General features: G+C 66.5%; 21 protein-coding genes. 17 read left to right on the plus strand and 4 right to left on the minus strand.

Annotation, left to right across the window (positions count from 1 at the left end):
• The first annotated feature begins 191 nt into the window (after positions 1 to 191).
• Positions 192 to 737: an acyloxyacyl hydrolase gene (locus AC6LJ9_RS20855; RefSeq protein WP_498149062.1), complete on the plus strand. Its 546-nt coding sequence runs from the start codon at positions 192 to 194 to the stop codon at positions 735 to 737.
• Between the two features lie 232 nt (positions 738 to 969).
• Here AC6LJ9_RS20855 and AC6LJ9_RS20860 read toward each other — a convergent pair whose 3' ends face one another.
• Positions 970 to 4,041 carry an Rne/Rng family ribonuclease gene (locus AC6LJ9_RS20860; RefSeq protein WP_498149063.1) on the minus strand — a complete coding sequence of 1,024 codons (3,072 nt, stop codon included), beginning with the start codon at positions 4,039 to 4,041 and terminating at the stop codon, positions 970 to 972.
• Between the two features lie 516 nt (positions 4,042 to 4,557).
• On the opposite strand from AC6LJ9_RS20860, the gene AC6LJ9_RS20865 reads away from it, so the two are divergent.
• The 4 genes from AC6LJ9_RS20865 to msrQ all read left to right on the plus strand — a co-directional run bounded on the left by AC6LJ9_RS20865 (position 4,558) and on the right by msrQ (position 8,086).
• Positions 4,558 to 5,523 (plus strand): RluA family pseudouridine synthase, encoded by a 966-nt coding sequence (locus AC6LJ9_RS20865; RefSeq protein WP_212315325.1) that lies wholly within the window; start codon positions 4,558 to 4,560, stop codon positions 5,521 to 5,523.
• Positions 5,523 to 6,188 carry an HAD family hydrolase gene (locus AC6LJ9_RS20870; protein ID WP_212315323.1) on the plus strand — a complete coding sequence of 222 codons (666 nt, stop codon included), beginning with the start codon at positions 5,523 to 5,525 and terminating at the stop codon, positions 6,186 to 6,188. The genes AC6LJ9_RS20865 and AC6LJ9_RS20870 overlap by 1 nt, the downstream gene beginning before the upstream one ends.
• A gap of 241 nt (positions 6,189 to 6,429) precedes the next feature.
• Positions 6,430 to 7,401, plus strand: coding sequence for a protein-methionine-sulfoxide reductase catalytic subunit MsrP (gene msrP, locus AC6LJ9_RS20875; protein WP_498149064.1), 972 nt, complete (start codon positions 6,430 to 6,432; stop codon positions 7,399 to 7,401).
• A gap of 7 nt (positions 7,402 to 7,408) precedes the next feature.
• On the plus strand, positions 7,409 to 8,086 hold the full coding sequence (msrQ, locus tag AC6LJ9_RS20880; protein ID WP_498149065.1) for a protein-methionine-sulfoxide reductase heme-binding subunit MsrQ: 678 nt from the start codon (positions 7,409 to 7,411) through the stop codon (positions 8,084 to 8,086).
• Between the two features lie 55 nt (positions 8,087 to 8,141).
• Here msrQ and AC6LJ9_RS20885 read toward each other — a convergent pair whose 3' ends face one another.
• Genes AC6LJ9_RS20885 through AC6LJ9_RS20895 form a run of 3 tightly spaced genes read right to left on the minus strand, consistent with a single transcriptional unit; the run spans position 8,142 to position 10,239 of the window.
• Positions 8,142 to 8,927 (minus strand): N-acetylmuramoyl-L-alanine amidase, encoded by a 786-nt coding sequence (locus AC6LJ9_RS20885; protein WP_498149066.1) that lies wholly within the window; start codon positions 8,925 to 8,927, stop codon positions 8,142 to 8,144.
• A 2-nt stretch (positions 8,928 to 8,929) separates the two neighbouring features.
• On the minus strand, positions 8,930 to 9,640 hold the full coding sequence (locus tag AC6LJ9_RS20890; RefSeq protein WP_498149067.1) for an SAM-dependent methyltransferase: 711 nt from the start codon (positions 9,638 to 9,640) through the stop codon (positions 8,930 to 8,932).
• On the minus strand, positions 9,637 to 10,239 hold the full coding sequence (locus AC6LJ9_RS20895; RefSeq protein WP_498149068.1) for a Maf-like protein: 603 nt from the start codon (positions 10,237 to 10,239) through the stop codon (positions 9,637 to 9,639). The genes AC6LJ9_RS20890 and AC6LJ9_RS20895 overlap by 4 nt, the downstream gene beginning before the upstream one ends.
• Positions 10,240 to 10,343: 104 nt before the next feature.
• On the opposite strand from AC6LJ9_RS20895, the gene AC6LJ9_RS20900 reads away from it, so the two are divergent.
• The 12 genes from AC6LJ9_RS20900 to AC6LJ9_RS20955 all read left to right on the plus strand — a co-directional run bounded on the left by AC6LJ9_RS20900 (position 10,344) and on the right by AC6LJ9_RS20955 (position 19,692).
• On the plus strand, positions 10,344 to 11,027 hold the full coding sequence (locus AC6LJ9_RS20900) for a YceD family protein (protein WP_498149082.1): 684 nt from the start codon (positions 10,344 to 10,346) through the stop codon (positions 11,025 to 11,027).
• 52 nt (positions 11,028 to 11,079) lie between these two features.
• Positions 11,080 to 11,262, plus strand: a complete 183-nt coding sequence (rpmF, locus tag AC6LJ9_RS20905; protein WP_006389284.1) for a 50S ribosomal protein L32 — start codon at positions 11,080 to 11,082, stop codon at positions 11,260 to 11,262.
• 59 nt (positions 11,263 to 11,321) lie between these two features.
• Positions 11,322 to 12,389, plus strand: a complete 1,068-nt coding sequence (gene plsX, locus AC6LJ9_RS20910) for a phosphate acyltransferase PlsX (protein WP_103273135.1) — start codon at positions 11,322 to 11,324, stop codon at positions 12,387 to 12,389.
• Entirely contained in the window at positions 12,389 to 13,375 is a 987-nt protein-coding gene (locus tag AC6LJ9_RS20915; protein WP_212315311.1) for a beta-ketoacyl-ACP synthase III, read from the plus strand. Before plsX ends, AC6LJ9_RS20915 begins: the two co-directional genes overlap by 1 nt.
• A gap of 92 nt (positions 13,376 to 13,467) precedes the next feature.
• Entirely contained in the window at positions 13,468 to 14,403 is a 936-nt protein-coding gene (gene fabD / locus AC6LJ9_RS20920) for an ACP S-malonyltransferase (protein ID WP_212315329.1), read from the plus strand.
• Positions 14,404 to 14,408: 5 nt separating this feature from the next.
• Positions 14,409 to 15,158 carry a 3-oxoacyl-ACP reductase FabG gene (gene fabG / locus AC6LJ9_RS20925; RefSeq protein WP_498149069.1) on the plus strand — a complete coding sequence of 250 codons (750 nt, stop codon included), beginning with the start codon at positions 14,409 to 14,411 and terminating at the stop codon, positions 15,156 to 15,158.
• A gap of 194 nt (positions 15,159 to 15,352) precedes the next feature.
• The gene (acpP, locus tag AC6LJ9_RS20930; RefSeq protein WP_003813816.1) at positions 15,353 to 15,592 is read left to right on the plus strand and encodes an acyl carrier protein; all 240 of its coding nucleotides are present in this window, start codon (positions 15,353 to 15,355) and stop codon (positions 15,590 to 15,592) included.
• Between the two features lie 189 nt (positions 15,593 to 15,781).
• Positions 15,782 to 17,011 carry a beta-ketoacyl-ACP synthase II gene (gene fabF, locus AC6LJ9_RS20935; protein WP_498149070.1) on the plus strand — a complete coding sequence of 410 codons (1,230 nt, stop codon included), beginning with the start codon at positions 15,782 to 15,784 and terminating at the stop codon, positions 17,009 to 17,011.
• A 43-nt stretch (positions 17,012 to 17,054) separates the two neighbouring features.
• Positions 17,055 to 17,504 (plus strand): hypothetical protein, encoded by a 450-nt coding sequence (locus AC6LJ9_RS20940; protein WP_498149071.1) that lies wholly within the window; start codon positions 17,055 to 17,057, stop codon positions 17,502 to 17,504.
• Positions 17,501 to 18,100 carry an RNA polymerase sigma factor RpoE gene (rpoE, locus tag AC6LJ9_RS20945; protein WP_212315305.1) on the plus strand — a complete coding sequence of 200 codons (600 nt, stop codon included), beginning with the start codon at positions 17,501 to 17,503 and terminating at the stop codon, positions 18,098 to 18,100. Before AC6LJ9_RS20940 ends, rpoE begins: the two co-directional genes overlap by 4 nt.
• A gap of 12 nt (positions 18,101 to 18,112) precedes the next feature.
• The gene (locus AC6LJ9_RS20950) at positions 18,113 to 18,619 is read left to right on the plus strand and encodes a sigma-E factor negative regulatory protein (RefSeq protein WP_212315303.1); all 507 of its coding nucleotides are present in this window, start codon (positions 18,113 to 18,115) and stop codon (positions 18,617 to 18,619) included.
• Entirely contained in the window at positions 18,619 to 19,692 is a 1,074-nt protein-coding gene (locus tag AC6LJ9_RS20955) for a MucB/RseB C-terminal domain-containing protein (RefSeq protein ID WP_498149072.1), read from the plus strand. The genes AC6LJ9_RS20950 and AC6LJ9_RS20955 overlap by 1 nt, the downstream gene beginning before the upstream one ends.
• Positions 19,693 to 19,727: the final 35 nt, after the last annotated feature.

Genomic DNA, 19,727 nt, shown 5'->3' on the forward strand with positions numbered 1-19,727 from the left:
GGCCTGAGGGCCGCCGGCTTTTTTATTGCCGTTTGCGTTCGGACAGGTTCCGGTCAATAGGTGGATTTTCGGAACAGAGTTTTCCACTGAGAATGTTGCAGCTGTGAGACATAAACGCAGCAATGCGGCCCGAATTTTGATAATGTTTTGACAGCTGCTATAAGCATTTTTACAGATTACGGAGTCACCCAATGCAGTTGAACAAGAAGAAAATGTTGGCGAGCCTGGTCGGGTTGGCGCTGACTGGCCTTGCCACTGTTGCGAGCGCTCAATCCGAAGGCACCCAGGGCGGCGTCAGCCTGCACTACGGGGTCGGTGACCACTACAAGCGCTACACGTTGAACTATGAAACGGCTTCGGTCTGGACGCACCAGTTCGGCGGCAACTGGGGGCGTCTGGATCTGACGCCGGAATTCGGCGCGTCCTACTGGACAGCCGACGGTTCGCGCACGCCGGGCCATGCCTGGCAATTCAGCGCCATTCCCATGTTCCGCTGGTGGACCGGCGAGCGCTTCTACCTGGAAGCAGGCATTGGCGCCACGCTGTTCTCGACTACCCGCTTCGCCAACGAGAACATCAGCACGGCCTTCCAGTTCGGCGATCACGTCGGCCTGGGTTTCCTGTTGACGCCGAACAACCGCATCGGCCTGCGCTATTCGCACTTCTCCAACGCCAGCATCAAGCGCCCGAATCCGGGCCTGGATATGGTGCAAGTCACCTATACGTACCAGTTCTGATCGAAGCCGGGCGGGAGCTTTCTCGCCAGGACCGGTCAGCGCCAACCCCGCAGGCAAAGCCTGTGGGGTTTTTTATTGGGGCCAAGGCGAAACGGCAGGGGGGGGGGGGCGCTGCCGATGAGGGATGAGCCGCGTGGTGTCTTGCCGCTGGCGCCTCAACCGATAGCTCCTTCAGCGAGCACGCAAAAAAAAGCCCCCGCTTTACGGCGGGGGCTCTTTCTCAGGGCGCGGCTCAGTGGCGCGTTTCTACCTGAACCAGCGGTTCATTCGAAACGGACGGCACGGCCTTGCGCTCACGACCCAGGCGGGCCGGCGTGTGCGCGGCGGCGATACGCAGCTGCGTTTGCGCATGGCGGTCCGGATCGGTTTCCACCCATTGCAGGCCAGCGGCGTTGACGACGTCGTGCAGGGCCTGGGCCTTGGCGGACGGCGTTGCCGCCGGGATGACGATGGGCTGCTCGGCAACCGCCGGGGCCGGAGCGGCGGCGGGAGCCGGGGCAGCGGCCACGGGTTCGACCGGAGCGGGCGCTTGTGCTGCCGGCGCGGCAACTTGCGTCACCACGGGTTCGACGGCGGGCGCTTCGACCGGTGCGGGAACGGGTGCGGTAACAGGCGCGGGTGCTGCGGCGGGTTCCACGGCCACGGGGGCCGGGGCTTCGTCGCGCGGCTGCGCTTGCGTGACCACGGGCTCGACGGGCGTCGCCTGAACCGGCTCGGCCTTGACGGCTTGCTCGACTGCCGGAGCAGCTTCGGCCTGAGCGGCCTGAACGGCTTCTTCAGCAGGCGCGGCGGCTTGCGGCTGAGCAGGCGTTTCAGCCGATTCAGCGGGAGCCTGGGCCTGGACAGCCTCGGCGCCATTGTCCTCGTCACCAGCGTCATCCAGCTGTTCGTCGCTGCCGATCAGGCCGTTCTCGTCTTGGCTGCGGCGGCCGCGGCGGCTGCGGCGGCGGCGGCGCTTGCGCTCGGGATCTGCCGCGCCTTCGGCGCCTTCGGCCAGCGCGATGCCGTCTTCCGTTTGCTCGATGGCATCCGTCTGTTCCTGGAGGGCGGCCACGGGAGCGGCTTCAGCGGCAGGAGCGGCGGGCTTGGCGTCGGGCAGGGCGGTGGCCACGGTCTGGGCCAGCGCCGCGACCATGCTTTCCTGTTCGCTCATCGGCGCGTCGGACTGGCCTTCCTCGCGGCGGTTGCGGCCACGGCCGCGACGGCGATTGCGGCCGGCGCCGGCGTCATCGCCAGCAGCCTCGGCTGCCTGCTCGGGGCGGTTGTTGGCCAGCGCGGCCTGGTCGCGATCGGCGCGGGCTTCGTTACGGCCCTGGCGCTCGCCACGTTCCGGCCGTTCGGCGCGTTCCGGCCGCTCGGCGCGCTCGCCTTCGGCACGGCGGTTGCCGCGCACGTGCTGGCGGCCGCCTTCGGCGCCTTCAGCGCTGTCGCCGCGCGCTTCATTGCGGAGGTTGCGGTTGCGGTCAGAGCCATGGCGTTCGCCGCGGCGGTCCTGGCCATCGTGGCGGCCCTTGCCGCGGCCGGAGGCGCCGCGCTTGGCGGTGTCTTCCTGGGCAGCGGGGGTGGCAGCGGGCTTGGCGCTGTCGCCATTGCCGGTCAGCCAGCCGACCAGACGCTTGAACAGGCCGCCCAGGCCGCCGGAGGCGGCAGGAGCGGGCGCAGCGGCGGCCGGCGCCGGGGCGGGCGTGGACACGGGCGCGGGTTGCGAGGGCGTGATGCCCTTAACCAGCGCTTCCGGACGGCTCTTGATCTCGTGCTCGCGCGGCTGCCAGGCGGCATCCGTGGACGGGGCCTCGACCAACTCGAAGCTGGTCTTCACTTCCTCGAGGCGCGGGTCGTCATGACGCAGGCGCTCGATGTGGTGATGCGGCGTTTCCAGATGCTTGTTGGGAATCAGCAGCAGGTTGACCTTCAGGCGCGCTTCCATCTTGGTGATGTCGGAGCGCTTTTCGTTCAGCAGGTAGGTGGCCACGTCCACCGGCACCTGGGCGTGCACCGCCGCGGTGTTTTCCTTCATGGCCTCTTCCTGCAGCAGGCGCAGGACGTGCAGGGCGCTGGACTCCGCGTCGCGGATCACGCCGGTGCCGTTGCAGCGCGGGCAGGTGATGTGCGAGCCTTCGTTCAGGGCCGGACGCAGGCGCTGGCGCGACAGTTCCATCAGGCCGAAACGGGAGATCTTGCCCATCTGCACGCGGGCGCGGTCGAAATGCAGGGCATCACGCAGACGCTGTTCGACGGCGCGCTGGTTCTTGCTGTCCTCCATGTCGATGAAGTCGATGACGATCAGGCCGCCCAGGTCGCGCAGGCGCAGCTGGCGGGCCACTTCGTCGGCCGCTTCCACGTTGGTGCGCAGCGCGGTTTCCTCGATGTCGGCGCCGCGGGTGGAGCGGGCCGAGTTGACGTCCACGGACACCAGCGCCTCGGTGTGGTCGATGACCACGGCGCCGCCGGACGGCAGCTGCACGGTGCGGGAGTAGGCCGTTTCGATCTGGTGTTCGATCTGGAAACGCGAGAACAGCGGGATGTCGTCGCGGTAGCGCTTGACGCGCTGGACGTTGTCCGGCATCACCACGCTCATGAACGCGGTGGCCTGGTCGGCGATCTCGTCGGTGTCGATGAGGATTTCACCGATTTCCGGGGAGAAATAGTCGCGGATGGCGCGGATGACCAGGCTGGACTCGAGATAGATCAGGATGGGCGCGGAATTGTCGCGCGCCGCGCCGTCGATCGCCGTCCAGAGCTGCAACAGGTAGGACAGGTCCCACTGGAGTTCTTCGACGTTGCGGCCGATGCCGGCGGTGCGGGCGATGATGCTCATGCCCTGGGGCAGCTCGAGCTGCTCCATCGTGTCGCGCAGTTCCTGGCGGTCCTCGCCCTCGACGCGGCGCGAAACGCCACCGCCACGGGGGTTGTTGGGCATCAGGACCAGGTAGCGGCCGGCCAGCGAGATGAACGTGGTCAGGGCAGCGCCCTTGTTGCCGCGCTCTTCCTTTTCAACCTGGACGATCAGTTCCTGGCCTTCGCGCAGGGCGTCCTGGATGCGCGCGCTGCGCACGTCCACGCCTTCCTTGAAGTAGCTGCGGGCCACTTCCTTGAAGGGCAGGAAGCCGTGACGGTCTTCGCCGTAGTTGACGAAGCAGGCTTCGAGGCCGGGTTCGATGCGGGTGATGACACCTTTGTAGATGTTGCCTTTGCGTTGTTCGCGGCCGGCAGTCTCGATGTCGAGGTCGATGAGCTTCTGCCCATCAACGATAGCGACGCGCAATTCTTCCTGGTGCGTCGCATTGAACAGCATGCGCTTCATGAGAGGGGTTCTCCGTTGTCATGACGCGCCGATATCGGCGCGTGACCTCGGGTCACTCGGGCGCAGCGGCTGAAGCGGGCAAGAAGAATGCGGACCGTACCTGGGCGGCGCCCAGGCGTATCCGCCGCGAGTCAGGCGGGCACGTCGTGCCGTACGGCACGGGGTTCTGTCAGCAGGAGGGTCAGCTTCACTGAGTGTGGTTTGACGGAATGTGCTGTGAACGTCAGTTGCGGCAGGAATGGATGCCGACGCGCAACTGGTGCTTTAAATAGTAGATGCGACGATTCTTGCGATGCTTCAGGGCGCTTGCGGCAAGCAACGGACCTGCGGCGACAGCGGGCAAAAAGTGAATGCCACACCACTGTCCGGCAGGCCGCGGTTGCGCCGGCGACCAAGAGACCCAGGGGTTGAATCAGCAGGCAGTACAATGGCGGCCCGCGCGCTCGACGGAGTTGCGTACTTGTTGCATCTCTACGCCAGGCGGCTAGTTCAGCCCCTTAAGGCTGTCCCGATTATATGTCGCTTTCCGCAATGCGCAAAGAAACTTCCTCCCCTGCAAGCCCCCCCGCCGTCCGAATGGTCGAGGTCGACGCCGAACATGCCGGCCAACGCCTGGACAATTACCTGCTGCGGCTGTGTAAAGGCGTGCCCAAGACGCATATCTATAAGGCGATCCGCGGCGGCGAGGTGCGGGTAAACAAGGGACGTAGCCAGGCCGATTACCGGGTGGCCGAGGGCGACATTGTTCGCATTCCGCCCCTGAGGCTGCCCGATCCCGGCGCGCCCAAGCCCGTTCCGGCCGCCGAGTTTCCGGTGGTCTACGAGGACGACGCCATGCTGGTGGTCGACAAGCCTGCCGGCGTGGCGGTCCACGGCGGCAGCGGCGTGTCTTTTGGCGTGATCGAGCAGTTGCGCGCCGCCCGGCCGCAGGCGAAATTCCTGGAACTGGTCCACCGGCTGGATCGGGAAACCTCGGGCCTGCTCATGGTAGCCAAGAAGCGCAACGCGCTGCTGGCCCTGCATGCCATGCTGCGCGAGGGCAAGGGCGAGAAGCACTACCTGGCGCTGGTCGAAGGCGATTGGGTCAACGACCGCCAGCACATCAAGCTGAGCCTGTCCAAATGGACCACGCAGAGCGGCGAGCGCCGGGTCAAGGTGGATCCGGACGGCCAACGTGCGCATACTATCGTCAGCCTGAAGCAGCGTTTCGGCGGTTACAGCCTGGTGGACGCGGAGTTGCGCACGGGGCGTACCCACCAGATCCGGGTCCACCTGGCTTCCAGCGGGTTTCCCATCGTGGGCGACGACAAGTATGGCAATGACGAGGTCCGGGCGCAGTTTTCGCGCCAGGGATTCGGGCGCATGTTCCTGCATGCGCATCGCCTGACGCTGGCGCATCCGCTGACGGGCGAAACCCTGACGCTGACGGCGGATTTGCCCCCCGCGTGCCTGAAGTTGTTGAAACAGTTGGAGTCTGTCTGATGTCTATGTATACGCTGGTGGTGTTCGATTGGGACGGCACCTTGATGGATTCCACCCACAGCATCGTGGCCGCCATCCAAGGCGCCTGCCGTGATCTGGAACTGCCCGTGCCCTCGGCTTCCGATGCCAGCTGGGTCATCGGTCTGTCCCTGGAAAGCGCGCTGCGCCGCGCGGTGCCCGAACTGACGCAGGCCATGGTGCCGCGCTTCCTTGAACGCTATCGCACCCACTACCTGCTGCGTGATCCCGAGCTGCGCCTGTTCGACGGCGTGCCCGAGATGCTGGATGCGCTGGCCGGGCAGGGCATCCAACTGGCCGTGGCGACCGGCAAGAGCCGTGTCGGCCTGAACCGCGCGTTGGCCGCCACCGGCCTGGGGCCCAGGTTCGCCGCCACCCGCACCGCCGACGAGACCTTCAGCAAGCCGCATCCGGCCATGCTGCATGAGCTGATGCAGGAATTGGACGTGGCGCCGGAACAGGTGTTGATGGTGGGGGACACCTCGCACGACCTGCAGATGGCCGTGAACGCCGGCGTGCATGGGCTGGGCGTGACCTACGGCGCACACACCCTGAAGGAACTCGAAGGTTGCTCGCCCCAGGCCGTGCTGGGCAGCGTGCCGCTGGTTCGCGAGTGGCTGCTTGACCGGGTGCGCGCCGCCGCCTGATCGCGGGTCGATGCTCGCCGGCGACGTTTCCTTCAACCGGAATCCCCGTGATCCGGCGGAGCCGTGTCATCGTGCTCCGGAACGTCTTGCTCCTGATCCGGTCTATCTGCCTGGTGGGACGTGCCGGGCGGGTGCGGGCTGAAGATCGGCGCATTTCGTCAGGCGCGGAATATCATGGGGCGCACAGTCGTCCATGGATTGCGCCGCGTGTTTTCCGCGGCCGCCGACTTCGGAGATCACGATGCTGATACGCAAGCCCGACGCCATCCTGCCGTCCGAGATCACGCCCGAACGGGTCTGGCGCGCCCGGCGTGACCTGATCCTGGGGGCGGGCGTCGCCGCCGCGGGCCTGGGCTTGTCGGGGTGGACGAGCCGCGCCCGGGCCGCGAGTGCGTCTGCGGGCGAATTGGGTGCGCTGCCCGGGCAGGCGAGCCCCCTGAGCGTCATGGACAAGCAGACGTCCCTGTCTGATATCACGTCCTACAACAACTACTATGAATTCGGTCTGGACAAGAGCGACCCGGCGGCCCATGCGGGCAAGTTGCAGACGCGCCCCTGGGCTGTGAGCGTCGAAGGCGAGGTCGGCAAGCCGCGCACCTTCGATATCGAAGCGCTGCTCAAGCTCGCGCCCATGGAAGAGCGGGTCTATCGGCTGCGTTGCGTCGAAGGCTGGTCCATGGTCATTCCCTGGGTGGGCTATTCGCTGTCCGCCCTGCTCAAGCAGGTCGAGCCGACCGCCAATGCGAAGTACGTCGAGTTCGTGACCGTCGTGCAGCGCGACAACATGCCGGGCGTGCGCGCGGCGGTGCTGGACTGGCCGTACGTGGAAGGCCTGCGCATCGACGAAGCCATGCACCCGCTGGCCATGCTGGTGTTCGGCCTGTACGGCAAGGTCCTGCCCAATCAGAATGGCGCGCCTTTGCGGCTGGCGGTGCCGTGGAAGTACGGCTTCAAGTCGGCCAAGTCGCTGGTCAAGATCCGGCTGGTCGAAAAGCAGCCGGTGTCTTCCTGGATCAAGGCCGCGCCGCAGGAGTACGGCTTCTACGCCAATGTGAATCCGGCCGTGCCACATCCGCGCTGGAGCCAGGCCAGCGAGCGGCGCATCGGCGAGGATGGCCTGTTCAGTCCGAAGCGCAAGACGCTGCCGTTCAATGGCTATGCGGATCAGGTCGCGGCCCTTTATCAGGGCATGGATCTGAAGGCCAATTACTGAGGCGCGCATGGCCCGGACCGGCGCGCCCGCTCCCCACGCTTCCACGGCGGCCGAAACGCGTCGCGATGCCGCTACGCCCAAGGCCCAGTGGTCGGCGCTTGCGGTCGGGCGCGTCAAGCCCGCGCTGTTCCTGCTGGGGCTGACGCCTTTCGCCCGCTGGATCTGGCTGGGGCTGAACAACGGCTTGACGGCCAATCCGGTGGAGTTCCTGACCCGTTCGTCCGGCACCTGGACCCTGGTGTGCCTGCTGGTCACGCTGGCCATCACGCCTTTGCGCCGTCTGACCGGGCAGCCGGCGCTGGTGCGCCTGCGCCGCATGTGCGGGCTGTTTGCCTTCTTCTACGGCTTCCTGCATTTCATGGCCTGGGTCTGGTGGGACCGGGGATTCGACCCTGGGCAGATGCTGGCCGATATCGGCGAGCGGCCCTTCATCACAGTGGGCTTTGCCGCCTTCGTGCTGATGGCGGCGCTGGCGGCCACCTCCACGCAATGGGCCATGCGCAGACTGGGCAAGCGCTGGCAGCGCCTGCATCGGGCGGTGTACGCCATCGGCCTGCTGGCGGTGTTGCACTACTGGTGGCACAAGGCGGGCAAGAACGACCTGGAACAGCCCATGATCTACGCCGCCGTGCTGGCGGTGCTGCTGGGCTGGCGGGTGGCCGACTGGTGGCGGCGCCGTTCCTGAGCGCGGGCGGCTGCCGACCGCCGCGCGTGGTCTTGCGCGCCGGCGGGGCCGGGTCTCAGGGCATCGCCATCATGATCGCCGCGGTTTCAGCGTCGGGCTGGCCGTCGTAGCGCGCCGGGCGGTAATGCATCTGGAAGGCCGCCAACACGTTGATGGTGGTGCGGTCCAGCATGCCCGTCTGCGGGCTGGCGTAGCCCAGGCGTTGCAGCTGCTGCTGGAACCATGCGGGCGCGGGCAGCGGCTCGGCCTGCAGGCGCGCAAGCTGCGCCGCCGCGCCGGCCTCGTCGTACCAGCGGCCGATGCCGGCGGCCGCCAGCTGCTTCCACGGGAACAGCGGGCCGGGATCCACCTTGCGCTGCGGCGCGATGTCGCTGTGGCCCACCACGTTCTCCGGCGCGACGCCATGGCGCTGGATCAGGTCGCGCACCAGGATGGTCAGGGCGCGGATCTGGCGGTCGTCATAGGCGTGCCAGACGCGGCCGCCGTCCGCGCCCTGGGTCCAGCCGGGGTTGACCAGTTCGATGCCGATGGACGTGCTGTTCATGGCGGTGATGCCATACCAGGAGCTGTTGCCGGCGTGCCAGGCGGCGCGCGTTTCGTCGACCAGGCGGTGGGCGCGACCCGCGGGGCTCAGCAGGTAGTGCGCGCTGACCTTGCCCTTGGATAGCAACTGCATGGAGCGCGCGTCGTCTTCGGTGGTGTAGTGGATCACGATGGCGCGTACGCGGCTGCTCTGGCTGACGGCGTTTACCGATGTGTCCAGGTCCAGGCCGGCGGGGCCGCGCGTGGCGCAGCCCGCCAGGACCGCCGCGGCGGCCAGGATGAGGGAAAGTCGAAGCATGGTCAGCGGGCCAGGAATAGGAACAGGGTGGGCAGCTTGTCGAGCTGGGGGGCGGGCAGTTTCTTCCACTCGGCGATGGTGTGGGTGGCTACCCATTCATCGCTGGTGGTGAGGGATCGCGCCACGCACAGCCGGGTGTCGCCCTTCAGGCTGGCCAGCAGCGTGGCGTACATGGCGGCGTTGCGGTAGGGGGTTTCGATCAGCAACTGGGTCTGGTCGTGGCGGGCGGAATGCTGCTCCCAGGCGCGCAGCTGCTTGGCTCGCTCGCCCGCGTCCACCGGCGCATAGCCGTGGAAGGCGAAGCGCTGTCCGTCCAGGCCGCTGGCCATCAGTCCCAGCAGGATGGAGGAGGGGCCGACCCAGGGTCGCACCGCGATGCCCAGGCGATGGGCGGCGGCCACGACCTTGGCGCCGGGGTCGGCGACGGCGGGGCAGCCCGCCTCGGAAACCAGTCCGATTTCACCGCCTTGACGGGCGCTTTGCAGCCAGGACTGGATCTGTCCGTCGTCTGCCTTGTCGCTCAGTGTGTGGATGGTGATTTCCTGCAGCGGCCGCTCGGTGCCGACCAGCTTCAGGAAGGCGCGGGCGGTCTTGGCGTTCTCGGCGATATAGGTATCCAGCCTGCCCGCCAGGGTGCGGACCTCGGCCGGCAGCCAGCGCTCCGGCGCCGCTTCGCCCAGGCCGACGGGAATCAGGTGCAGCGCGCCGCTCATGCCGCGGCTCCGGGAGCGGCCAGCGGGTCCAGGCCGAAGCGTGCCAGCATGCTGGTCAGCGCGATCAGGGGCAGCCCGATGATGGCGGTCGGGTCGTCGCTCTGGATGCTCTCCATCAGGGCGATGCCCAGGCTTTCCGCCTTGGCGCTGCCTGCGGTATCGTAGGGCTCTTCCGCCCGCAGATAGGCGTCGATTGCCTGATCGGACAGCGGGCGGAAGCGGCAGCGGGTGACGATATCTGCCTTTTCGGTCCGCACGCCGTCGGTAACGGCCAGCGCGCTGTGGAATTCGACGGTCTGGCCGGCCAGCGCCCGCAATTGAACGCGGGCGCGCTCGAAATCTCCTGGTTTGCCGATGGGTTGCCCGTCCACGGTGGCAACCTGGTCCGAGCCGATAACGACGCAGCCGGGGTGGGCGGACACCACCGCCTGGGCCTTGGCGACGGACAGGCGCAGCGCCAGCGCTTCCGGCGTCTCGCCGGGTTGTGGCGTTTCGTCCACATCGGGGGAAATCGCGATGAAGGGCAGGCGCAGACGGGAAAGCAGTTCCTTGCGGTAACGGGAACTGGAGGCAAGAATCAGGCGAGGCTGTGAAGGCATGCGGGATTTGACGCTAGTACGTAAGTCACAGTATTATCTAACGTTTTGCGGCATTTTTGCAGGAACATCACCACATGAGCAACGAGACCAAGGACGCCAAGCGCATGCCTGGCTCGGGCGATAGCGGTGGCGCTGACGGCAAGAATGGCGGCAATGGCGGCCGTGCCAAGGGCGCGGGCGGCAAGAGCAATGGCGGCGTGGATCGCATCGATGCCTTCGCGTTTGCCCGATTGGGCAAGGAAGCGCAGGGTACGGTGCCGCTGGTGCGCCTGACGCGTTTTACCGATGGGCTGCCCGAGCAGTCTGCTGGTGCGGCGGGTCTGGTGACCTGGTCCGTGCGCGGCGAACAAGGCAAGTCCGGCTTGCTCGCCGGCGAGCCGTTGCTGCACCTGCATGTGCAGGCCAATCCGGTTGTGATTTGCCAGCGCTGCAATGCGCCGTTCGCTTATCCGGTCGATAGCCAGACGCTGCTGCATCTGGTCAAGTCCGAAGACGATCTCGACGATGGGTTTTCCGCCTCCGGGCAGGGAGACGACGAGAGCGGCGAGGACGATGACGGCGAAGAAGGACAAGGTTTTGCGCCTGATCAACCCGAAAAGGTGGTGGGGTCGCATCATTTCGATCTGTTGGCCCAGATCGAGGATGAGCTCATTCTGAGCGTTCCGTATGTGCCCAAGCATGATGTATGCCCGGGCGCGCAGGCCAATGACGGCGATGCTTCCCAAGAGCCCGTTGTCAAGCGTCCGTCGCCGTTTGCGGTGCTGGAACAACTGAAGCACAAAGATTGAGATCAACATCGGGCCGCATCGCGTACAATGCGCCCCGTTTCTAGGAGTCATCATGGCTGTTCAACAAAACAAGAAGTCCCCGTCCAAGCGCGGTATGCACCGTTCGCATGATTTTCTGGTTAACCCGTCGACGGCTATCGAGCCGACCACCGGCGAAACGCACCTGCGTCACCACATCAGCCCCAACGGCTTCTACCGCGGCCGCAAGGTCCTGAAGACCAAGGCCGACGAATAAGGCCCCCGGGCCGAACTCGTACCCGGACCATTTCGGCTGAGCGCTGATACCTGGCCCCCGTGATACGCATCGCCATAGACTGCATGGGCGGAGACTTCGGTCTGCCCGTCACGATTCCGGCTGCGATCGAGTTCGCCCGGCAATTTCCGGATACCCGGCTATTGCTGGTCGGGCTTCCCGACGCCATCGAAGCGGCGCTCTCCGAGCATCGCGGCGTCGACCGTGATCGCCTTGAGATCGTCGCGGCTTCCGAAGTCGTCACGATGGACGACCCCGTCGAAGTCGCCCTGCGCCGCAAGAAAGACTCCTCCATGCGCCTGGCCGCCCAATCCGTCAAGGACGGGCGCGCCGACGCCTGCGTTTCCGCGGGCAATACCGGCGCCTGGATGGCCATTTCCCGCTACGTGCTCAAGACGCTGGACGGCATCGACCGCCCGGCGATCGCCACGTCCATTCCGAACCAGACCGGCCGTGCCACCACGGTGCTGGACCTGGGCGCGAACGTGGACTGTACGGCCGAGCACCTGCTGCAATTCGCCATCATGGGCGCCGCGCTGACGCAGGCGGTGGACCACCGCGACAACCCCACGGTGGGGCTGCTCAACATCGGCGAGGAAGTCATCAAGGGCAACGAGGTCGTCAAGGAAGCCGCCGAGCTCCTGCGCTCCAGCCCGCTGAACTTCTACGGCAACGTGGAAGGCAATGACATCTTCAAGGGCACCGTCGACGTGGTGGTCTGCGACGGCTTCGTCGGCAACGTCGTGCTCAAGTCCGTGGAAGGGCTGGCCAAGATGCTGTCCAGCGTCATCCGCGAGGAATTCAAACGCAACCTCATCACGCTCCTGGCGGGCGCTCTGGCCAAGCCAGTGCTCAACCGCCTGCGCAACCGCGTCGACAACCGCCGCTACAACGGCGCCGCCTTGCTGGGCTTGCGTGGCGTCGTGATCAAGAGCCACGGTTCGGCGGACGCCTACGCCTTCGGCTTCGCCCTGCAGCGCGCCCGCGAAGCCGTCGTGAGTAAACTGCTGGAGCGCACCGCGCAGACGGTCGCCCAGATCACCAGGCGCGTTCAGTCTGGCGACGGCGCCTCCGCGCCCGCGCCGAACGCGGCCGGGGACATCGCTTGATGGATACCGCAATGAAATATTCCGTGATCGCGGGCACCGGCAGTTTCCTGCCGGAACGCGTGGTTTCGAATGACGCGCTGGCCGCCGAGCTGGCGACGCGCGATATCGCCACTTCCGACGAGTGGATCGTCGAGCGCACCGGCATCCGCCAGCGTCATCTCGCCGAACGCGGCGTGACCACCAGCCAGCTGGCCACCGAGGCGGCGCGCCGCGCGATGGCTGACGCCGGCGTCGAGGCGTCAGAGATCGATCTCATCGTCCTGGCGACCTCCACGCCGGACTTCGTGTTTCCCAGCACTGCATGCCTGGTGCAGGCCAACCTGGGCGCCAAGGGCTCCGCCGCCTTCGACGTGCAGGCCGTGTGCAGCGGCTTCGTCTACGCGCTGACCACCGCCGACAGCTTTATCCGCGCCGGCCGCGCCCGTTGTGCGCTGGTCATCGGCGCCGAGGTGTTCTCGCGCATCCTGGACTGGAACGACCGCAAGACCTGCGTGCTGTTCGGTGACGGCGCTGGCGCCGTGATCCTCAAGGCTTCCGACAAGCCCGGCATCCTGGCCGCCCAGCTGCATGCCGATGGCTCGCAGACCAAGATCCTCAGTGCCGAAGGCAACGTCGCCTACGGTAGCGTCACCGGTGATCCCTTCCTGCGCATGGATGGCCAGGCCGTCTTCAAGCAGGCTGTCACGGTGCTGGACCGCTCCGCGCGCGACACCTGCGCCGAGGCCGGCGTGGAAGTCAGCGAAGTGGACTGGCTGATTCCGCACCAAGCCAACGTTCGCATCCTGAATTTCCTGGCGCGCAAGCTCAGCGTGCCGACAGAGAAGGTCGTCATCACCGTCGATCAGCATGCCAATACCTCCGCGGCCAGCGTGCCCCTGGCGCTGGATGCCGCGCGCCGCGACGGCCGCGTCAAGCCCGGCCAGCTCATCCTGATGCAAGGCGTGGGCGGCGGTTTCACCTGGGGCTCGGTGCTCGCCCGCATGTAAGAGGCGGGTGCTCGCGGGGCGGCGCAAGCCGCCGTCGCGATCGCCTGCCGCTCCCACAGACTCAGAATTCATCCACACGCTTAACCATGACCATGAAAATCGCTTTTGTCTTTCCTGGCCAGGGCTCTCAAGCCGTCGGCATGCTGGACGCCTGGTCGGGCGTGGCCGCCGTCACCGACTCCGTGGCGCGCGCTTCGGCCGCCCTGGGGCAGGACCTGGCCGCGCTGATCGCGCAGGGTCCGGTCGAACAGCTCAATCTGACCACCAACACTCAGCCCGCCATGCTGACCGCCGGCGTGGCGTTCTACAACGCCTGGCTGGCCGCTGGCGGCCGCAAGCCCGACGTGGTGGCCGGTCATAGCCTGGGCGAGTACGCCGCGCTGACCGCCGCCGGTTCGCTGGCGCTGGAAGACGCCGTGCGCCTGGTGCGCGTGCGCGCCGACGCCATGCAGGCCGCCGTGCCCGTGGGCACTGGCGCCATGGCCGCCATCCTGGGCCTGGACGACGACGCCGTGCGCGCCGCCTGCGTCTCGGCCGCCCAGGGCGAGGTCGTGGAGGCCGTGAATTTCAATGCGCCCGCCCAGGTCGTGATCGCCGGCCACAAGGCTGCCGTCGAGCGTGCCTGTGAGCTGGCCAAGGCCGCCGGCGCCAAGCGCGCGCTGCTGCTGCCGGTGTCGGCGCCTTTCCACTCCAGCCTGCTCAAGCCTGCCGCCGACGTGTTGGCCACCGCGCTGGCCGCCGTGAACGTGTCGGCGCCGCAGATTCCGGTGATCAACAACGTCGACGTGGCATCGCCCGTCGAACCCGGGGCTATCCGCGATGCGCTGGTGCGCCAGGCGTGGCATCCTGTGCGTTGGGTGGAAACGCTGCGCGCCATGAAGGCGCAGGGCGTCACGCACGTCATCGAATGCGGTCCCGGCAAGGTGCTCGCCGGCCTGACCAAGCGCATCGACCCCGAACTCACCGGCCTGGCCATCACCGATCCGGCTTCCCTGGACGCCGCGCTGGCCGCGGTCAACGGAAACTGAAAGACATGGACTACTCCACTGAACTGCAGGGCAAGACCGCCCTGGTGACGGGCGCCACGCGCGGCATCGGCCGCGCCATCGCCCTGGAACTGGCGGCGCGTGGCGCCGTCGTGGTCGGCACCGCCACTTCCGAGTCGGGTGCCGCCGCCATCACCGAGGCGCTGGCGCCATTCGGCGGCCGCGGCGTGGTGCTGGACGTGACCAACGCCGAAGCCTGCGACGCGCTCATCGACGTGCTGGGCAAGGAAAGCGGCGGCCCCCACATCCTCGTCAATAATGCCGGCATCACCCGCGATACGCTGGCAATGCGCATGAAAGACGACGATTGGTCGGCAGTCATCGACACCAACCTGGCCTCGGTCTTCCGCCTGTCGCGCGGCGTGCTGCGCAACATGATGAAGGCCCGCTGGGGACGCATCATCAACGTGACCTCGGTGGTGGGTTCGTCGGGCAATCCGGGCCAAGCCAACTACGCGGCCGCCAAGGCCGGCGTGGCTGGCATGGCGCGCGCGCTGGCGCGCGAGCTGGGCAGCCGCAACATTACCGTGAACTGCGTGGCGCCGGGCTTCATCGATACCGACATGACGCGCGCGCTGGGCGAAACCCAGACGGCGGCGCTGCTGCAGCAGATTCCGCTGGGCCGCCTGGGCGCGCCCGCCGACATCGCGCACGCGGTCGCATTTTTGTCCGGCCCGCAAGCGGGTTACATTACCGGCACCACCCTGCACGTGAACGGCGGGATGTACATGCAATAAGTCGCGAAACGCGCATATCGGGCCACCGGCAGGCTGGCGGCCCGGCGCGCGGTTCACATTGGATGCATCGCACACCGGCTTCCTGCGCCATGCCGGCGACAGATCAGTGGGCGATGTAATTTTGTCACGGCCGGGCGTTGCTTTACTCTGCGCTTGGCTATAATTCGCGGGATTTTTCCCATTTGGAGATCTGCATGGAAAGCATCGAACAGCGCGTCAAGAAGATCGTCGCTGAACAACTTGGCGTGAACGAAGCCGAGATCAAGAACGAATCCTCCTTCCTTGACGACCTCGGTGCCGATTCGCTCGACATGGTCGAACTGGTCATGGCGCTCGAAGACGAATTCGAGACCGAGATCCCCGACGAAGAGGCCGAAAAGATCACGACCGTGCAACAAGCGATTGATTACATCAATTCGCACGGCAAGCAGTAAGCTCAGCCTATACCTTTCCGGCGGCCCGAAACGTCTTTTCGGGACTGGCCGGGAATCGGGGCGGTTTCAGGAAAATGCCGCGTGGTTCGCGCGCGGGACAGGTGTCGCAGCCTGGCCCGTAGTCGCGAGCGCCACGCGCGCAGCGCATCCCGAAAACCGCCTTTCTTTTGTCTGTTTGAGGAGTCATCCGTGAAGCGACGTGTCGTCATCACCGGCCTTGGTATCGTTTCGCCCGTGGGCAACGACATCACCACCGCTTGGGACAATATCGTCAACGGACGTTCTGGCATCAGCCGCATCAGCCGTTTCGATCCCTCGGCCATCACCACCCATATCGCCGGCGAAGTCAAAGACTTCGACATCAGCGCCTATGTCTCGTCCAAAGAAGCCCGCCAGATGGATACCTTCATCCATTACGGCCTGGCAGCGGGCATGCAGGCATGGCGCGACTGCGGACTGGAAGTCACCGAAGCCAACGCCGAACGCATCGGCGTGATCGTGGGTTCGGGCATCGGCGGACTGCCGCGTATCGAGGAAACCCAGGTCGAATATCTGGCCAAGGGTCCGCGCCGTATTTCCCCGTTCTTCGTGCCGGGTTCCCTGATCAACCTGATCTCCGGTCATATCTCCATCACGTACGGCATGAAGGGTCCGAGCTACGCCGTCGTGTCTGCCTGCACCACCGGCCTGCATTCCATCGGCGATGCCGCGCGCTTGATCGAGTATGGCGATGCGGATGTCATGCTGGCGGGCGGCGCCGAATCGACCGTGTCTCCGCTGGGCATCGGCGGCTTTGCCGCCATGCGCGCCCTGTCGACGCGCAACGACGATCCCACGACCGCTTCGCGTCCCTGGGACCGCGACCGCGACGGCTTCGTGCTGGGCGAGGGCGCCGGCGTGCTGGTGCTGGAAGAGTACGAACACGCCAAGAAGCGCGGCGCGCGCATTTATGGCGAATTCGCTGGCTACGGCATGAGCTCGGACGCGCACCACATCACGGCTCCCGACAAGGACGGCCCGCGCCGCGGCATTCTCAATGCGCTGCGCAACGGCGGCCTCAATCTTGACGACATTCAGTACGTCAACGCGCACGGCACCTCCACGCCGCTGGGCGACAAGAACGAGTCCGAGGCGCTGAAGCTGGCTTTCGGCGATCACGCCAAGAAGCTGGTGGTCAACTCGACCAAGTCCATGACCGGGCACTTGCTGGGCGCCGCGGGCGGGATCGAAGCCGTGTTCACCACGCTGGCCGTGTACAACCAGGTGTCGCCTCCCACGATCAATATCTTCAATCAGGATCCGGAATGCGATCTGGATTACTGCGCCAACGAGGCGCGGCAAATGAAGATCGACGTGGGTCTGTCGAACTCCTTCGGTTTCGGCGGCACCAACGGCTCGATGGCCGTTCGCCGGGTCTGACTTGGAAGTTCCCGCGCGCGGGCGCCGGGCCTTGCTTGCCGTGGTGACGCGGCCTCGTGTCGCGTCCGCGCTCGCCGGCCTGGCCGTCGCCGTGGCGGCGGCATCCGTGCTGCTGTCGGCGGCCTGGCTGGACCAGCCAGCCGCCGGCGCCGCGCTCGCGGCGCTGGTGGTCGTGGCGGGGCTGTTACACTCGCTGCGTGGCGGCCTGTCCCCGGTATCCGCGCTGCGAGCCTCCCCTGAGGGCGGCCGCTGGCAATTGCGGCTGCCGTCGGGTTGGCGCGACGCCGGCCTGCTGCGTTGCAGCAGGGGGCCGGCGTGGCTTACGCTCACCTTGCAGCCCTTGCCCACCGGGAGTATGGCCTTTACTCGCAGCAACTACACCTTTACCGTCTGGCGGCGGGCCCTGCGGCCTGATGCCTGGCGTCGCCTGTGCCTGCTGGCGCAGGTCGAACCGCGCGCAGCCGCGCCTGCCGCGCCGCGGGAGGCCGAATGAGCGAACGCGAAGTCGACGCTGAACTCGTCGCCCGCGTCCAGCGCGGCGACAAGAAAGCCTTCGATCTGCTGGTCCTGAAGTACCAGCGCAAGATCCTGCGCCTGCTGGCGCGGATGATCCGCGATCCGTCGGAAATCGAGGATGTGGCGCAGGAGGCCTTCATCAAGGCCTACCGCGCCTTGCCCCAGTTTCGAGGCGACAGCGCCTTTTACACCTGGTTGTATCGCATCGCCATCAATACGGCGAGAAACTGGCTGGCGTCCCAGGGACGCCGTCCCAGTGCGCCCAATGCGATAGAAACGGAAGACGGTGAAACTTTTAACGAAACCGAGAACCTAACCGACATAAGCACGCCGGAGTCGATGGTTGCCAGTCGCGAGATCGCTCAAACGGTCAACGCGGCTATCGAGGAATTGCCCGAGGAATTGCGCACCGCAATCGTCCTGCGTGAAATCGAAGGTATGAGTTACGAAGACATCGCCCAGAGCATGGACTGCCCGATCGGCACGGTGCGCTCGCGTATTTTCCGCGCGCGTGAAGCCATCGCCGCAAAGTTGCGCCCATTGCTAGGCACCGATGCCGAGCGTCGCTGGTAAGGAGTCGCAGTCATGCAAACGGCAGCCAAGTCCGTCGTGATCGCCGAGTCTTCCTGGGAAGAGTCGGTTTCCGCCTGGATGGACGGAGAAGAATCCGACGATGTCCTCGCTGGCCTGTTGACCCGGGAAGGGCAGCAGACCTGGGATACCTATCATCTGATCGGCGATGCCCTGCGCAATTCCGATCTGGCCCTGACGCCCAGCGCCGCCTTCCAGGCCCGCCTGGCGCGCGCGCTGGACGCCGAATTGCCCATCGTCGCGGCGCCTCGGCGCCGTTCGCCCTTGCGCATGGGACTGTCCGGCCTGGCCGTGGCCGCCGCCGTCGCCACCGTGGCCTGGGTGGCCCAGCCCTATCTGTCCGGCGGCTCGACGGGCACCGAGACCCGCGTGCTGGCCGACGCCAGCGCAGGTGCCAGCACCGAAGACGCGAGCCTGCGTGATTACCTCGAGGCTCATCGGCAGATGGCCGGCCCCAGCGCCGTGCGCCAGGTGTCCTTCGATACAGGGGCGGGCCGCTGATGGCCTTAGTGCTTCCGACACGCTGGCCAGCCCTGGGCCGCGCCGCTACCTGGCCGGCCCATCGGGCGGCCTGGTTCGCCGCCACGCTGTTTGCCGCATTCCTCGCCGCCCACGAACCCGCCCGCGCCGCCGATGCCGCGCCTGCCGCCGCGCCTGAAGATGTGGTGCAGCTGCTGTCGCGCATCCAGCAGGCGGCCCGCAAGCAGGACTACGCGGGCGTTTTCATGTACCAGCAGGGCGAGACCATCCAGTCTTCCCGGCTGGTTCATGTGCTGGACGGCACCGGCGAGCGTGAGCGCCTGGAAATCCTGGACGGCCAGCCGCGCGAATATCTGCGCCACAACGAAGATGTGCAGTGCCTGATCCCCGAGCGCAAGACGGTGCTGATCGAGCGCCGCCGCGGTGACCGTTTCCCGGGTCTGTTGCTGGGCGATCCCGCTAACCTGTCCAAGCACTACCGGATGCGCGCCGAATCCGCGCTGCATCGGGTGGCGGGGCGTGAATGCCGGCTGATCACCATCGAGCCCGTGGACAAGCTGCGCTACGGCTATCGCCTCTGTGCCGACGTCGAAACCAACCTGCTGCTGAAGGCGCAGACGCTGAATGCCGCGCGAGGCGTGGTCGAACAGGTGTCCTTCACGTCCTTGCGCCTGGGATCCGAGGTCGATCCACAATCGCTGGCTTCGCGCTGGAATACCCGCGACTGGAAGGTGCTGGAACCGTCCATGAAGCAGGTCGACCTGGCTGCCCAGGGCTGGCGCATTCCCGCGCCCGAGGGTTTCACCGTGATAATGCAGGTGGCGCGCTCGATGGGGCGCTCGGGCACCGTCAGCCAGGTGGTGCTGTCGGACGGCCTGGCGGCGATCTCTGTCTTCATCGAGCCCTACGACAGCCTGCGCGGCCATACGCCGCCTCATGGCGCGGCGCAGCGCGGCTCGATCACGGTCTACGGCACGCGCATCGCCGATTTCTGGTTGACGGCCGTGGGTGAGGTGCCGCTGACCACGCTCGAACAATTGGCCCAGGGCACGGAGTACGTGCCCGCCGCCGCCCCGGCCGCGGGCAAGCAGTAATTTCGGAGCAATCTATGAAAACAACGTTGGGGTCG

It is taken from the genome of Achromobacter sp. 1011811831 (assembly GCF_059760905.1).

Coding starts and splice junctions, on each gene's coding strand:
- AC6LJ9_RS20885 (WP_498149066.1), bottom strand. CDS start 8,927: ATGCTTCGACTTTCCCTCATCCTGGCCGCCGCGGCGGTCCTGGCGGGC.
- rpoE (WP_212315305.1), top strand. CDS start 17,501: ATGAGCGAACGCGAAGTCGACGCTGAACTCGTCGCCCGCGTCCAGCGC.
- fabG (WP_498149069.1), top strand. CDS start 14,409: ATGGACTACTCCACTGAACTGCAGGGCAAGACCGCCCTGGTGACGGGC.
- AC6LJ9_RS20860 (WP_498149063.1), bottom strand. CDS start 4,041: ATGAAGCGCATGCTGTTCAATGCGACGCACCAGGAAGAATTGCGCGTC.
- AC6LJ9_RS20955 (WP_498149072.1), top strand. CDS start 18,619: ATGGCCTTAGTGCTTCCGACACGCTGGCCAGCCCTGGGCCGCGCCGCT.
- AC6LJ9_RS20865 (WP_212315325.1), top strand. CDS start 4,558: ATGTCGCTTTCCGCAATGCGCAAAGAAACTTCCTCCCCTGCAAGCCCC.
- fabD (WP_212315329.1), top strand. CDS start 13,468: ATGAAAATCGCTTTTGTCTTTCCTGGCCAGGGCTCTCAAGCCGTCGGC.
- AC6LJ9_RS20915 (WP_212315311.1), top strand. CDS start 12,389: ATGGATACCGCAATGAAATATTCCGTGATCGCGGGCACCGGCAGTTTC.
- msrQ (WP_498149065.1), top strand. CDS start 7,409: ATGGCCCGGACCGGCGCGCCCGCTCCCCACGCTTCCACGGCGGCCGAA.
- AC6LJ9_RS20900 (WP_498149082.1), top strand. CDS start 10,344: ATGCCTGGCTCGGGCGATAGCGGTGGCGCTGACGGCAAGAATGGCGGC.
- AC6LJ9_RS20895 (WP_498149068.1), bottom strand. CDS start 10,239: ATGCCTTCACAGCCTCGCCTGATTCTTGCCTCCAGTTCCCGTTACCGC.
- AC6LJ9_RS20890 (WP_498149067.1), bottom strand. CDS start 9,640: ATGAGCGGCGCGCTGCACCTGATTCCCGTCGGCCTGGGCGAAGCGGCG.
- AC6LJ9_RS20855 (WP_498149062.1), top strand. CDS start 192: ATGCAGTTGAACAAGAAGAAAATGTTGGCGAGCCTGGTCGGGTTGGCG.
- AC6LJ9_RS20950 (WP_212315303.1), top strand. CDS start 18,113: ATGCAAACGGCAGCCAAGTCCGTCGTGATCGCCGAGTCTTCCTGGGAA.
- acpP (WP_003813816.1), top strand. CDS start 15,353: ATGGAAAGCATCGAACAGCGCGTCAAGAAGATCGTCGCTGAACAACTT.
- AC6LJ9_RS20870 (WP_212315323.1), top strand. CDS start 5,523: ATGTCTATGTATACGCTGGTGGTGTTCGATTGGGACGGCACCTTGATG.
- msrP (WP_498149064.1), top strand. CDS start 6,430: ATGCTGATACGCAAGCCCGACGCCATCCTGCCGTCCGAGATCACGCCC.
- rpmF (WP_006389284.1), top strand. CDS start 11,080: ATGGCTGTTCAACAAAACAAGAAGTCCCCGTCCAAGCGCGGTATGCAC.